10 protein-coding genes, 1 tRNA gene and 1 pseudogene are annotated in these 15,456 nt (G+C 34.8%); 4 read left to right on the top strand and 8 right to left on the bottom strand.

The window, feature by feature from the left end; translation table 11 throughout:
- A pseudogene (locus I2F23_RS12390) lies at nucleotides 1–147 on the top strand (IS5/IS1182 family transposase); the annotation flags it as partial.
- A 140-nt stretch (nucleotides 148–287) separates the two neighbouring features.
- On the opposite strand, the gene I2F23_RS12385 reads toward I2F23_RS12390, so the two are convergent.
- The 4 genes from I2F23_RS12385 to I2F23_RS12370 all read right to left on the bottom strand — a co-directional run bounded on the left by I2F23_RS12385 (nucleotide 288) and on the right by I2F23_RS12370 (nucleotide 9,989).
- Complete coding sequence (locus I2F23_RS12385) at nucleotides 288–1,559, bottom strand: hypothetical protein (protein WP_195772900.1); 1,272 nt, start codon at nucleotides 1,557–1,559, stop codon at nucleotides 288–290.
- Nucleotides 1,560–1,811: 252 nt separating this feature from the next.
- The gene (locus I2F23_RS12380) at nucleotides 1,812–2,147 is read right to left on the bottom strand and encodes a site-specific integrase (protein WP_195772899.1); all 336 of its coding nucleotides are present in this window, start codon (nucleotides 2,145–2,147) and stop codon (nucleotides 1,812–1,814) included.
- A 691-nt stretch (nucleotides 2,148–2,838) separates the two neighbouring features.
- Nucleotides 2,839–7,332 carry a translocation/assembly module TamB domain-containing protein gene (locus I2F23_RS12375; protein ID WP_195772898.1) on the bottom strand — a complete coding sequence of 1,498 codons (4,494 nt, stop codon included), beginning with the start codon at nucleotides 7,330–7,332 and terminating at the stop codon, nucleotides 2,839–2,841.
- A 17-nt stretch (nucleotides 7,333–7,349) separates the two neighbouring features.
- Nucleotides 7,350–9,989 (bottom strand): autotransporter assembly complex protein TamA, encoded by a 2,640-nt coding sequence (locus I2F23_RS12370; protein ID WP_195772897.1) that lies wholly within the window; start codon nucleotides 9,987–9,989, stop codon nucleotides 7,350–7,352.
- Between the two features lie 168 nt (nucleotides 9,990–10,157).
- On the opposite strand from I2F23_RS12370, the gene I2F23_RS12365 reads away from it, so the two are divergent.
- The gene (locus I2F23_RS12365; RefSeq protein ID WP_195772896.1) at nucleotides 10,158–11,483 is read left to right on the top strand and encodes an MFS transporter; all 1,326 of its coding nucleotides are present in this window, start codon (nucleotides 10,158–10,160) and stop codon (nucleotides 11,481–11,483) included.
- Nucleotides 11,476–12,111, top strand: coding sequence for a 2-polyprenyl-3-methyl-6-methoxy-1,4-benzoquinone monooxygenase (gene coq7 / locus I2F23_RS12360; RefSeq protein WP_195772895.1), 636 nt, complete (start codon nucleotides 11,476–11,478; stop codon nucleotides 12,109–12,111). The genes I2F23_RS12365 and coq7 overlap by 8 nt, the downstream gene beginning before the upstream one ends.
- Here the strand turns inward: coq7 and I2F23_RS12355 are convergent.
- Genes I2F23_RS12355 through I2F23_RS12340 form a run of 4 tightly spaced genes read right to left on the bottom strand, consistent with a single transcriptional unit; the run spans nucleotide 12,108 to nucleotide 15,039 of the window.
- Complete coding sequence (locus tag I2F23_RS12355; RefSeq protein ID WP_195772894.1) at nucleotides 12,108–12,581, bottom strand: 2-amino-4-hydroxy-6-hydroxymethyldihydropteridine diphosphokinase; 474 nt, start codon at nucleotides 12,579–12,581, stop codon at nucleotides 12,108–12,110. The genes coq7 and I2F23_RS12355 overlap by 4 nt on opposite strands.
- The gene (gene folB, locus I2F23_RS12350; RefSeq protein ID WP_195772893.1) at nucleotides 12,538–12,918 is read right to left on the bottom strand and encodes a dihydroneopterin aldolase; all 381 of its coding nucleotides are present in this window, start codon (nucleotides 12,916–12,918) and stop codon (nucleotides 12,538–12,540) included. Before folB ends, I2F23_RS12355 begins: the two co-directional genes overlap by 44 nt.
- A gap of 2 nt (nucleotides 12,919–12,920) precedes the next feature.
- Nucleotides 12,921–14,207, bottom strand: a complete 1,287-nt coding sequence (locus I2F23_RS12345) for an ABC1 kinase family protein (protein ID WP_195772892.1) — start codon at nucleotides 14,205–14,207, stop codon at nucleotides 12,921–12,923.
- Nucleotides 14,208–14,259: 52 nt separating this feature from the next.
- Nucleotides 14,260–15,039, bottom strand: a complete 780-nt coding sequence (locus I2F23_RS12340; protein ID WP_195772891.1) for a HesA/MoeB/ThiF family protein — start codon at nucleotides 15,037–15,039, stop codon at nucleotides 14,260–14,262.
- A gap of 186 nt (nucleotides 15,040–15,225) precedes the next feature.
- Between I2F23_RS12340 and I2F23_RS12335 the strand changes: the two genes are divergently transcribed.
- Nucleotides 15,226–15,302, top strand: a tRNA-Val gene (locus I2F23_RS12335).
- Nucleotides 15,303–15,456 lie beyond the last annotated feature (154 nt).

Genomic DNA, 15,456 nt, shown 5'->3' with positions numbered 1-15,456 from the left:
GAAACCAAGATGCATTGCATCAAATTATTAGGCGATAAATTAACAGCAAGGAGTTTCCCTAGTCAGGTAAATGAAATTCATGCACGCATAGCAGTCTTGAATAAATTCACCGAGCTAGGTCGCCCTCATACCCAAGTTACTACTTAAATTTGGCTCAATTAGGATAGCTCTGCCTTTCAAACCTTTGTGCAACAAAGCCATTATGAGATGACCATTCTATAAAAAATGTATCTTATTTTACCTAATAATTGAAATTAGCTTTTACTTTAATCATTTAAGTTGCATTTCTAATTTAAAAATGTTTTTATTTTCAAATAAGGCTCTTTGAAATCTTCTGAAATATTTAAAACTATCCCAATATTACTAAAAATAATCCAACAGGCTTGTTTTTTTTCCTTTGTCCAAAAAGGTGGATAGTACTCATATTTTACAACTTCTAATAAATCTATAACGTAATTTTTTAAGATCACGTAGTCATCCTTCGTATTACAGTACTTCCATATTAAAGTTAACCATTCAATTCTTCCCCAGAATGACAAATCATAATATATTTCTAACCTATTATTTAGATCAATTTTTGATGTAGATACACTAGACAACTCATCTATATATATTAAATCACAGTCTATTTTAAAAATTTTTTTTATAAGTGACCATGGGATTCCTATTTTTTTATCGTGTACGAGACTTACAATTTCACTTAAGGATAAGTATTTTACTTTCAATGCTCTATATAGAACAGAAGTTATGATTTGTTTATTACTTAATTTTCTAAAATATAGATAAAATTCACGTTTATCTAAATTCAAAATAATAATTTTTAAAAGATGATTTTTTATTGATTTTTGACTTAAGTTTTTTTCAAATTCTTCAGAAAAATATTTATTAAAATCAAAATTTCTATTTTTTAATACAAAAATAGCAAACTCAATTATTGTGAAGTACCTACTATTTAGGATATCAATTAAAAAATTAATGCTTAATTCACCTAGATCATACATGTGATGAACAATAGCTTTTTGAACATCAACATATTTTGCTTGTTTAAAACTTTTCTCTAAGAGTGGTACATTGTTTGTTGAACTCAATAATGAGCTAATCCAGTACTTTCTAATATAATAATCACTTGCATTTTCAGAAAGATAAAGTAATTCTGCATTATCAATCAAACTTTTTTCTAGGATATAATCAAATAAAGTTCTACTTAATGCACCTTGCTGTGTCTTGATTATTAACTTTACTTCATCCATTTTTTCAGAAATTTTATACTTTAATGCATCGCTAACTTCTTTAACAGCTCTTACCCTATACTGAATTGCGTAAATATCTAAAAAATACTGAATACACAAATTTGAACCGTTATCTTTTTCACACCATAATAATAAATGCTCAGCAGCTAACTGCTGATTAATAGGTACATAATCACTTAACCTGATCAGCAAATGGGAAAACAGTTTTTCTTCAAAACATCCTTGCAGTCTTCTTAAACTAGCTTCACGCTCATATCCGCTATATGAATAAAGTGTATTTATAGCAAGTTCAATATCTTGAGAATCCATATTTTTAACACACCACTTGAAAATATTATATAAATATCATATATATAAATTAATTGATATAATTTCAGGACTTCTTTAATAATTCACATCGATATTTCTCTATATACTTTCGAGAATCTATTTTTGCATCATCTAGCAGAATCCTAATTGTATCACCACAGTGCTTCCAATTATTTAGTTATCCCAAGACAATAACTTATCGACGCCAGCAAGCCAAAGACAACCCTCACTAGTAAATTTTGCATCTAAATATTAATGTAAGAAAAAAATAATTCCATATTTGCAATACTTCGACAACGTTCCTTCCCCACCACGAAAGAGTTTTTCTACGGCACGGGTCGTATTAAAAAAGATGATCACTCCTCGGAAGTATACGGTCATCTCCATTTTAGGATTTTTGAATACAAAAAAACCCTTTTCAATATCTATATTTTCCCATTTCAGTGTTTCTACTTCGTTTATACGACAGCCTGTATAGATAATAAAAAGCACCGAATCTCTTACCGCGTTCTTAGATTCATCATCATAGAGAGATCCTTCGGTGTAGTAGTTTAGAACAGCATTGATATGTATGGATCTATGCTTCATCTAAGTGTCTAGTGCGTGGTTTGACTTTGTTCCCCCCTTTTTTGCAGGAATCATGCCTACTGAGTTATGCTTGAGTATCGGATTTTTATCACTCGAATAATGTATGAGCAAATCACCATATCGATCCAAACACCTTGAGCACCAAATTTGCCTGTGATTCACTATATTTCGATAGTTTTAAGAAATTATCAAAAATCTGCTTCTTAGTAATTTCAAAAATAGGCTGACTAAGCCACTCCTTAAGAAATGTACCAATACAATGATTATAGGTATTAATTGAAAGATGCTTTAATTTTCTATGCTTAGGGTACAAATCAAAAGCTTGTTTCAACGTAAGATTTTTTTCATCTTATTCTTTTTTCTTTGCTTCAGTACAACCCAATGTCACTATGAAGCTTACCTAAACTTCTTCTTTCTACGATATACACTTTACTTTTAGTTGTAGCCCGAATAGAAAGGCCAATTAAGTCTGAGTCTCTATAAAATAGTCTGACCTTTTTCAGTAAGTATAATTGAGTCAATATTTGATTATTTAGTTTCATTGGGCACATATGTAGACAATTCGGTGTTTATTTATATACAAACTACCCAACAGTCTACAAATCGTTTATACCAATAAAATAAGAAACTTAAAGTAATAAATATTGTCATTTAAGTTTAAAAACTTAAATGACAATAAAAAATCACTTATCTAAAAACGCCAGTTATAAAATACATCAATAGCTCTTTCAACTGACTCACTTGCTTCTAAATACAAGCGTCTATTCATTTGATAACGTAATGTCAGTGTATTTACTGCAGTAAATACGCCTACACCATAACGAAGATATAGATCTGGAGTAATATAGCCAGTCACACTAACTTGAGTATCGCTACCAGTACCTTGGGCATCTAATGCTAAACCACTTAAGCCAAAAGCATGGCCTATCTGATTTGTGAATGCACGTGTCCCACCCAGTCCTAGACTAATCCCTGCCGCAGCCAACGTGTTATTTACATCAGACTTAAAGCCCTCAGTTTGACTTAAGCTACTACTTCCCTCATTAATACGGCCTGTAATTAACGCATTCAATGCTTCTTGTTCAGATAAGCCACCATCATTATAAATTTGAATATTCGGTGTGGTTGCTGTACCCGTAATTCTTACACCGACGGTCGTATTTGAGATTTTTTTCGTGGTATCAATATCTAAAGTTGGGTTTGCCAAAGGGCCATTAAAACGTGCAATCGCACGATTAAGATCTAATGATTGACCATATGCTTCAATCTTCACTTTCTGACTGACGCCAATAGCTCCATTAGCACTCATAGCAATTTCACTACCACGCTGAGATAAATATAATCTTCCCGTTAAAGGAATACGGCTATTGAATCCTTGAAAGACCACGCGGTCACCTAAAGACAAATCAATATCAGCTTGTATATTCCAAGGTTTAGATGCTTTAAGAATCGCGATTAGGTCGTCTCCAGAATGAACAACGCGTGCATCTGAAGAAACATTAATTACATCTGGGCTTGTCTCTGGCATATTAATAATCGCACGAGGAATATCAATTTTTCCATTCACGACAACACTACGAGACATTGGATAAATATCTAAATCGACTTTAGTGTTCACCAAAGCAGTGACAAGTGGTGTTTGTTTAACAAGTAAATTATCACCCTGTACTTTTAGTTGGACATGTAAATCATTTGCCCAATTTACAAAACCATCAATTTTTCCTGTACCCGGCCCACTGTTAAAAATACCCATAATTGTTGCTTGATTTTGCCGAACAGCAGAATACATCTGAATATTTGTCAGATTCACAGGCATAGAGATCATACTAATAGAACCATCTTTTAACCTTAAATCACCTGTTGCTAGTGGCTTAGAAAGTGTTCCTCCTACTTTTCCAGCAAAATCTAATGTACCACCTATACTTCTCACATCTTGAATGAATGGTTTTAAGAATTTTAGGTCAACATTTGAGAATGCTAGTTCACCCTGCATTGGCAAATTCTGATCATACGGATTAATGACCACACTTGCATAACCATTACCAATGTTTGCCGTTTTGACATCAAAACGCATAAGTAGACCTTCAGTTACACTCTTTGCAATAAGACTCATTTGCTGATAACTGGTTGTTGTCGCTGGATCATCAGGATCATCCGATGCAACACCAATCTGACCATTTTTGGCAATGATACTTGCATCAATATTTGGTTTATGGCCTTCTGACCAATGTGCTTTAGCATAACCATCAACTTCCCCAGTCATAGCTAAACCACTTGGCATAAATGCAGAGAAATCATTTAAGTTCAAATTGTTTGCAACGAAAGAAACATCTCCACTTGTTGGACTAATTTGAACTGGCTTATCAAAACACAATTTACTTTGATTACTTGCCCAACAATGCTCACCAATATAAAGCTGTTTAGTGCCTGTACGGTAAACGACATTCGCATTCGACTGTTGATTCAGCACCGCACGAACAGAGTCAAAAGTTCCTTTTTGGATTTGTCCTAACCAATCATTATTTGCATTAAAACCACCTGCTAATTGGACATAAAACTTTGAATATCTATTCCATGCTTGCAAGCTTACAATATGTGAAGAGCGTGTACCCGAAAGTGTTAACCCACCATATTGAATTTGTCTATTGCCATAATTTAGGTTAGTCAGCTCTGCTTTTAGCGTACTTGGCGTCGTTTCTGAAGTCGGTAACTCACCACGAATACGTACTTTCTCAACATTTAACTGGCCACCGTACACCAAACGATCTATATTAATATTTGCAATTGCTTTTAAATTTGGTTGAGTTTTTAGATGTAATGTACCGTAAGCATTTCCAGACAGCCCACCATATATATTAGAAAGCGAAGGTGCATTTAGTTTTACATCTAAATCTTGCGCATTTCCCGTAACCTGAACTTGATTCCCAGCATAAGCAAGGAATAAATTATTTGCTTCAAACTGTTGTGGTACAAGAGTATTATTTTTGGTATTAAGTACTAAACTAAGTTTCCCTTTACCGCGAAGAATCTGGCGATTAATAATCCCTGCTAAATTTAAATCCTCTATAGAGATACGTTTTGCGTGATCAGACCAAACCCCTTGTGTTTTAATAACACCTGAAACTTCACCTTGAACCTTAGAAACAAAGTATTGAGGTTTAAACTTAACCAATGAAGCATTCATATTCCAACCAATGCCATTGTGTAAACTTACAATACCATTTGCCAAGATTTTTCCTGCTGTTCCTTCATGTTGGAATTGATTCACTTGAATACTATCTGCAGTACCAGCAATTTTTATATTTAATGCGCCATTGGCATCTGGATACTGACTAGATTTTAAGTTTCCATGATAAATGACACCATAACCACGTAACCCACCACCATGCTTTTCATCATTCATTAGAATAGAAGCTGTGGTTTCTCCTGTTAATTGAATAGTCTCTTTTTGCTGTGCCATTTTTCCAGTTAAATCAATCGCTTTTAACTGTATAATTTGTGCATCTTTCTCTGCATAGCCATTCGCTTTAAATGAGCCATTCAATAAATCAACAGGTGCAGCTTCTGCGACAGTTTGTGGATTAAAGTTTTTTGCTTGTAAATTAGCATCCCACTTCAAGAGTATTTTTTCAGTAGGCAGTAAGACTTTAGCATCGCCAACTAATCCACCTTGCGGTGTAATATACTTAAACTCAGGTATATTTAAATCATTACCGTTAAGTAAAATATTTGCTAGATATTGTCCTGTTGGTAACGTTCCTTTCGGATTTTTAACAACATCTAAATTTGTATTTACCGAAGTTTTTTGTCCATCAAGTACAATATCTGCTTGCCCTTTTGGACTATTTAACCAACCAATATAAGGCATTGCACGATTCATATCAGACCATGAAACATTCATTTTCATAGGTGATGTTACTTTCGGATCTGTTGGATTTTGTTCTGATTGTGCTAACTTAAAATTGATTTTTTCGTATTTATTAAAATTAATAAATGCATTTAAATGTGTTCCCTTATCTAAGTCACCTACAGCACCTAAAGTACCATCCATATCTGGAGGTAAAAAGTCTTTAATTGATGCGGGAATTGATTGATCTGAGGCTTTTAGACCATTTAAATTGCCTTTTACATCCCAACGCAAAGCTTTTTCCCAGTTTAAAATTCCTGAAAGGTTAATAACACCTCCCATTAAATTTCCTTGGAACTGGTTAATCTTCATTTGATGCACATAATCTACATATAAGTCTGCTCTATAGCTTCCTTTAGGTACATCCTTGCCAGATAATTCTGCATTTAAATTGATAGACATATCCGAAGCCGAACCATTTAAATATGCAGTTCCAGATGGAATAAACAGTTTTTGATCTGTCGCAAATGGTAAATGATAGTTTTTAAAGTTCAATTGCCCTTTCATTGGAACATTTTCACGCACAGGGTGAACAATCATTCTACCGCTCAGTAAGTCTGGTGTATTTGTTGCAAACCCTGCAGCAATCGAATCTAGTGTTCCTCTTGCATCTACCGAAATATTTTTTATATTAATGGCATGCAATGATGGAATATCTACCTGTGCTGTCACATTCAATGGATATTTTTGTTTAAAATCCATCATCCCTTTAGCTTTATGAATAGCAACATAATCACCAACTTTTAAGTTAGCCTCTTTAAAAGTGAGTTTAGTGCCCTTCCATAAAGTGTCTTTAAGGTGCAAATCTTTCAAATCTGTACTAGATGTGGTTGTTTTGATTCTTAATATATCTAGATTCGCCTGATCCAACCGCAATGTAACAGGCATATTAATATCACTAAATTCAAATGGCTTATTACTTGGCGGCTTTTTATCAATAATTTGTAATTCTTGAATATTAGCACGAGAAAAATGAACCTCTTGCTCTAAAACAGCACGCCACCCAATGACTAAATCGGCACGCTTAATCTTAATTTCGAGTGCATCTAAGTTCACATCGACATTATTTAAAATAAGACCGTCTAGAAAACTACCACGCTCATATTGATATTTCAGCATACTTTGATGTGAGAGTACGCGGTCTAATAAAAACTTACTGCCTCGCTCTGTTGAAAACATGATTGCCAGTGCAGCCAATAACACTACAAAAATTAATAATAGAGAAATAAAAATTCTTTTTAACCAACCTGATTTTGGCTTTTCTTGTTGTACCGTCATGTTATCTCATCCAAAAATCAAAGTTCAGAACCAATAAAGAAATGCAAACGAATAGGATGTCCTGGATCAGAAATACCAGAGGCAATATCTAAACGTATAGGTCCAATCGGTGATTGCCAGCGAATTCCTGTACCAATACTGTATGCAATTGGATTACTAAAGTTTTTGTTATATGCATTTCCAAAATCAGTAAAAATTGCTGCACGCCACCCTTCTTTAAACTGATAGTTATATTCTAATGAACCGACTGCCAATCCTTGACCACCAATTTTATAGCCATCTTCTTCAGGAGATAAGGCTTTATAATCAAATCCACGTAAACTCTGATCGCCACCAGCAAAGAATCTTAAGTTATATGGAACATTGGCAAAATCATCTGTAAAGATATATGCCAATTTTGCACCACCAATAAACTGATGATTATAATTTTTTCCAAGTGAATAAATAAAATTCCAATCAGCATTTAAAATTGCCATATTTGCATCAGACACGACTGATTTTGAACCAAGTTGAAGCTTATATGTTTGTTTAAAACCTTTCACAGGATTTACAGGATCATTACTATTGGTTTTTGAAAGTTGATATCCCAATAGTAATGCCTGTTGCTCAGGGCTTGAACCTGGTCTTAAAAATGCTGCTGGCACATCATCGGTATTTACTTGACCAATTTGGTGAATTTTATCTAAACGATAACGGAATCCAAAAGACTGTTGCCATCCACCAAAAGGATTACGAATAATTCTCTCCGCACCTGCAATCGCTGTTTCTGTGGTCAGGCTCATATTTGGGCCCACACCATCGAACTGATTACGTTCATAACCAGAAACCAAATTAAAATAATCATTTAATGGATGTTTATATGGAATTGTATAGTGCGCATCAATAGCTTGACGAATCTGGGAAACTTCCATATTGGCATCAAACGAATGGCCAAAACGGTTTACGATTGCACGGCGATATTGTGTACGTACACGCACACCCGTGTCTGTTCCATAACCCAGACCGAGTTCAGCACTGTTCAATTTATCTGCATTAATAGTCACGATCACAGGCACTTCTTTTGTTTCTCGTGCCTGAGCTTTTAATTTATTTTGCTCAGTATTTTGTGATTTTTGTGAATCGACTTGTCCATCTTCTTTCTTAGTTTTATCTTCAGTACCGGCAAATTGCTGCTCATCTACTACGTGTTGTTTAATCTCTTTAGATGAAGCTGTGGTATTGGTTTCTTTAGATTGATTGGATGTATTTTCAGACTGTGCTTCACTCAATGTAATTTTTTGCTGGTCAACCAATGCTTGAATATCAGGTGGTAACTCTAACGGTTTTGTAACTGGATCAGGTTTAACCGTTTCGACAAGACTCCAGTTAAAGTATCTGCTGTTTGTTAAGTTATTCGCCAATGTGTTCACACGCCAAAATGCATAATCATCCCCCTTATCCCAAGGCACCATACTTTGTAGGACTTTCATATTTAGAGGAAATGGTTTTGTTGGATCACTCATTCGGAACTCAACATTCGATAACTTATATCTCTGTCCAGTTTCATAACGTAAATTAATATCTGCTTTATTTTCAGGAAGCTGAATTTTTAGATCGTGTAATCGCCAATAGGCATCAAAATATCCATTATCACTGGCTGCTTCTACAATTCGAGATTTAGTTTTTTCATATTTTCCTTGGTTTAAAATATCACCAATATCTAAATCAGGAATTAAACGAATAATTTGAAACTGGGGTGTGCTAGAGCCTTCACCTGTGAATTCAATATCTTGCTGAGCAACCTTAACAGGTTCATTCGGAGTAACAATGACTCGAACCTTACTGCTACTTATCTTTTGAAATTTAAACTGAGCATTATAATAGCCAACTGCCTGTGCTGCTTGCGTCGTTTGCGTACGTAATTGTGGTAATGCCGAACTATAATCTTCAAAAGTTTCTTGCGTAAACGTAGATAACTTATTTTTTATATTTGTTTCAAGAATAGGCGGTGCACCTTCCACTTGAACTGAAATTTTTGGTGTAGAAACAGCAGTACTGTCACTACGAGGTTTAAAACGATGAATTAGACGTTTAAAGAAGCCCTTTTCTTCTTCCTCAGGCTGAACGTCAAAAGTGGCATCATCAAAAATGGCACCTTTTTTCTGACTACTATTTATTTGTGCCTGAGTAAGATCATTTTTATGCGCAGTTTCAATAGACTGCATGACCTCATTCACATTAACAGTATTGTTTTGAATCTGTGTAATCTGGGCTGCTGTTTGTGGAGGGATTTTCGTATTTGTCACAGGTAGGTTTTTTTCTCTACTCATCTGTGCTTGTTGTTTGGCCTGATCTGCATCTTGCATGATTTCTTGCGACATACTCGCATCAACAGAGGCACTTGGTATATTATCTAAATCCTTTAAATCTATAGGTTTAAAGTCAGTTAAAGTAGGATTCTGTTGCTGTTGTTGTAAAAGCTGCATACTGTCGAGCTGAGTTGCATTATTTATTGTTTTCGACGAAGTACTATTTGTATCTGCTGTTTGCGCAACACTATATGAACAAAAACCAAATAACAAAGTGGTGCATATTAAACGCTGAATATCATTCACCTTTAATATATTTTGTACATGTTGAACAAGAACCAACTTTTTAAAATGTTTTTTTAAAAGCATAGAGAGCAACAACCAGTTTTTTTATTGTCGGAATGATGCTGCGTTTGTAACAAAACATGCAACAAAGAGGCAGTTCCATCAAGTTTGATCTATCATACATCATTTTAATAATGAGATAATCCATCATCTATCTATAATTCTACAGTTTTTTTTGAGCGTATCTACAATATGGAAAAAAAACAAACGTTACTAACATCACGGCGCTTTCTTCCAATGTTTTTAACACAATTTTTTGGCGCCCTAAACGATAACGTATATAAACAATCATTGTTGCTCGTCATTACTTATGGACTCATTCAAAACACAAGCAATAATATCAGTATTTTAAATAATTTAGCGGCACTATTGTTTATCTTACCCTACTTTATCTTCTCTGCCACAGCAGGACAAATTGCAGATAAGTTTGAACGATCGCAGTTAATTCGTTATATCAAGCTACTTGAAATTGGCATTATGATTATTGGTTCTTGCGGTTTTCTCTTAGGACATATATCACTTTTACTATTTTCATTATTTTTAATGGGTGTCCATTCCACCTTTTTTGGCCCAATTAAATATGCAATCTTGCCCGAGATTTTAAAACCAAATGAGTTGATGACAGGAAATGCACTGTTTCAAACAGGTACATCTCTTGCTATCTTATTTGGTATGATTTTAGGTGGTGCAGTCATTTCTATCTCACATGATCATCTAATGTGGGTATGTGTTACTGTCTTAACCATTGCTCTCTTAGGCTATATCTCTAGTCGATTTATTTTAAAACAGCCTCTAAATGATGACCATCTGACCATAGATTGGAACTTTTTCCGTACCAGCTGGCAGACCATGGCCTACGCAAAAAGCATTCCTCTAATTTATCTGATTCTTTTAGGAAATTCATGGTATTGGTTTTATGGCGCCTCTTACCTAACGCAAATTCCTGAACTAACACATAAATACCTTAATGCTTCTGAAAATGTTGTTAGTTTATTACTTACCTTTTTCTCTGTGGGTATTGGTATTGGTTCACTACTATGCAGAAAAATTGGTGGTTCTGAAGTGAATATTAAAATGGTCCCGATTGGTGCTTTTGGGTTAACGGTATTTGCATTTTACCTTGCAGGGGCGTTGTATTTCGTACCTGAACAAGCCGTGACCTTACAGCTATCAGATATATTCACACATGGGTGGGTATATTACCATGTCATGCTTGCCATTATTTTACTGGGCATAAGTGGTGGCTTCTACATTGTTCCACTTTATGCACTCATGCAAGCTTATTCACCACAATCACATCGTGCGCGTATCGTTGCGGCAAATAATATTTATAATGCAATATTTATGGTAGCTTCTGCCATATTTTCTATACTCATTTTAAGTGTACTTAAAATAGACATGAAAGTTCTTTTCTGTATTACAGCAATACTCAGTGCTATATTTAGTTTCTGGTTACTTAGAAAAATTCAGCCATTAATGAAAGAACACAGGCCTTCTGAGGATAAGACTAATGCGTAATTATTCAGGTATCGATAAAATTATTCAGTCGTTTGACCAAGGTTTACGTAGCCTTGTTCCGGGTGCAACAACAGCACACCGTAAAAACCCTGCTGAAGACAGCATATCTTCACTTTCTATACGTGAGGCTCGACATGTCGCAGGACTCATGCGAGTCAATCATAGCGGAGAAGTATGTGCACAAGCACTTTATCATGGACAAGCTTTAACAGCTAAGCTTCCAAATGTGAAAAGAGAGATGGAACAAGCTGCCATTGAGGAACAAGATCATTTGGCATGGTGTGAAGATCGCCTAAATGAATTAGATAGCCTACCCAGTTTTCTTAATCCTATTTGGTATACCTTGTCTTTTACAATGGGTGCAGTTGCAGGAATTGCAGGTGACAAATATAGCTTAGGTTTTGTTGCAGAAACAGAACGTCAGGTAAGTTTACATTTGGAAGATCATATACAACAGCTTCCGAACCAAGATATACGTTCTAGAAAAATTCTAGAGCAAATGAATGAAGATGAATTGCATCATCGTGATACTGCACTTGAGGCAGGTGGTGTTGTTTTGCCACCACCTATTTGCGTCATTATGACCAGTATGTCTAAACTGATGACAAAGACCAGTTATTATATTTAGATCATTGATGATGACTTTTGCGGAAATAGCTTAATCGTTTGATATGCTACTTGGTCATGAAACATAAGCGTTGGATGCTGAATAAGCTCATATAAAGGGATTTTTACATCTAACGCAAATGGCATCTTTTTTTTGTTAAAGTTCCAGTCTATATCGCTTACATCACTTCCCTTCCACGCAATTAAATCTATATCTAAAGAAATTTGATGAGATGGTCTAATTCTGCCAGAAGTTTCTTCAAGTTGTTTGAGTAATGGAGCTAAATCCTCTAAAGATATTTGCGCTGTATGTAATAAACAAGCACAGTTTAAATAGTCTGCGCCAATCCCATCTCTACATGGAATTTTAAATACTTTAGAAATCGTTAAATTCCCGTATTTATCTAGCGCTTTAAGTGCCCAAGCTAAATTAGCTTGAGCGTTCGAGTTACTCGCTAATGCGAGAGCAAAAATCATTTCGTTGGCGTTCAAGACGAATTCCTACTGAATTTGCTTGCGCGATAATCGCAGGCTTACGAATGGTAATACTGATTTTTTCAATACCATCAAATGTTTTAAATAATTTTTCTAATACAAGTTGTGCAGCATGTTCAATTAACTGAGGTTTTGCAATTTGTATAACCTCAGCACTTAAATCACAAATTTGCGCATAATTAATCGTATCTTGCAAATCATCAGATACTGCGGCATTTGATAAATCGTAATAAATGGTTAAATCAAGTAAGAGTGGCTGATGAATTTGTCTTTCCCAAGCAAAACATCCAATGACTGTCTCTACTTTTAAACCTTCAACTAAAATAATATCCATATTTAATCAATAACCGCGGAGGATTGAATCATTTTTAAACGTTCATCTGCATAGATATCTGTATAAGGTGCAAGTACTTTCATAAAGCGGTCGAAATATAAAATTTGCTTAAACAACAGGGCAAAATCTCTCGGAAAATGAATGCCATGTTTTTCTCCAACTGCCACAATATCAAGCATAATTTCATTTAGGTCTGCAGGGTTACTTGCCAATATCTTTTGAGGATCAGTAAGTACAACACCATTAAATAAACGCTCTATATCTTTAGCTAACTGTTGGATATCTACTTTTTGATGTGTCATCCCCATATCTAGCATAGCAGCCGCCATACTTAAATACTGGGTATGTTGTAATGCATCCATAAATGAAATACATGCTTGCCATACCTGAGGCTTTAAAACGCCAACGATACCAAAATCAATAAATCCAACACGTCCATCTTCCAACAGCATCAGATTTCCTGCATGTAAATCTGCATGAAAACTCTTACACATCATTAAACTACCAAACCAAGTATTCATAATTGTTATGAGTGTCTGAGAGGCATCTTTACTGTATTTTTCAACAAGTTTAAAGTCTGTAAGTGGCACGCCATATAGACGCTGCATTGTAAGTACACGGCGAGTTGTATGCTGCTGATACACTTTAGGCGCAACCACATCATGGTTATGCGTGGCCTGCAAGTATTGAACAAAATCTTCTAGATTATTTGCTTCCTCTAGAAAGTCAACCTCACGTATCATACGTGTTTTTATTTCATCCACGATATCTGCCAAAGAAGCAAATTTAAGTTTTGGAATGAACCTTTCTAAGATTTTAGTAGACCAATGCAGCACATTCAAATCGGTATATAAAATATTTTCAACTCCAGGTTTTTGTACCTTAATGACAACATCTTCACCTGTTACTAACTTTGCAGCATGTACTTGTGCAATTGAAGCGGATGCCAAAGGATTGGGATCAATAAAGGAAAAAATATCATCTAAAGATTGATTTTTAAACTCTTCTTTTAATACAGATTCAATATAGCTAAATGGAAGTTTAGGAGTCTGATCTAAGCAGCCTTGAAACTCCTCAACAAACTCTCTAGGAAACAGAGATGGCGTACTTGCAATAAACTGGCCTAGTTTAATATATGTTGAACCTAGCTCTTCAAACGTTTCCCGCATTAATTTTGCAGTACTTGGTTTTTCAGTTGCATACTTAATCCCTGCTTTTGCTGCCACATAAGTGGTTTCACTCATACGTGCGATCGATTGCAGACCATTTAATAACAGGCTTTTCTTCATATATTTGAACGTTAGCTAGAATGGGGTTAGTTTAACAAAAAAAATAATTTAATCATATTTTTAATCGGCAAACAGTACATTCTTCATCTTTTTCAAATTTGACAATACGTTGTGTCATGTTTAAACCATTCCACAAAAGAAGTTTCTCTAGTAAAGGCATCTTACCTAATCCTAAGTAGATTAGTGCATGGTGTGCTTGTAAAGCTCCCATCACATTTGGAACTGTTGCCAGAACACCTGTATCACTACAGCGTTTTGCTTCATCTTCTTTTATAGCATAAGGGAATAAACACTCATAACAGGCAGAAGGTGGATGTATCATAAATAATTGTCCATCATAACCTATTGCTGAAGCACTTAATAAAGGTATTTCGAACTGATAAGCAAATAAATTAGTAAGATAGCGTGTTTTAAAATTATCACACCCATCAAGAACAATATCCTGCCCTGTAAATAAAGAAGTTATATTTTCTTCTGTTAAAGGATGCGTTACTGCAATAACATTAATATGCGTATTTATTTTTTTTAGTTTATTAGCAACGACTTCGGCCTTAAAAAATCCAATGTCTTCTGAATTAAAACCTATCTGTCTTTGTAAGTTGCTTGAATCTACCTGATCATGATCTACAAGAGTAATTTTACCTACACCAGCACGTGCGAGTAATTCAGAAACTATACACCCAATTCCTCCAGCACCAATAATGATTACATTCGCTAGTTTAAGCTTTTCCTGTGCTTCAATGTCCCATCCATCTAAGAAAATTTGTCGACTATATAATTGCATTTCTTCATCTGAAAGCGTTTGCCAAACTTCTGTGAGATGGTCAGTCATATGGTATTCCATAATGTGTATTAAAAACATTATAAATTATACGCAGTATTTTGATCATAATGGGGTATTCCGTTGCTCAGATAAATTTTCTTGATTATATTTTGCTTAAATCTCAACCATATAATTCATATGAGCAAGCATTTATCTTGTTTTTCTTTTTGCTACTCGCTATTATCCACTACATATAGGCGTATAGCTCAGTTGGTTAGAGCGCTACGTTGACATCGTAGAGGTCTCCAGTTCAAATCTGGATATGCCTACCAATATAAAACAAGGGTTTACAAGCAATTTCAATGACTTGTAAGCCCTTTTTTAATTTCTTAAATGTTGCATATGTTTTATTTGTTGCATTAAATAATCCAAATAAACCCTATTTTGTGTCATGATTGTGTCAGGATTTGTGTCAAAAAATCGTGT

This window comes from Acinetobacter pollinis, from assembly GCF_015627175.1.
In the GTDB taxonomy this organism is placed as follows: Bacteria; Pseudomonadota; Gammaproteobacteria; order Pseudomonadales; family Moraxellaceae; genus Acinetobacter; species Acinetobacter pollinis.
This window is presented reverse-complemented; position numbering and strand designations above follow the sequence as displayed.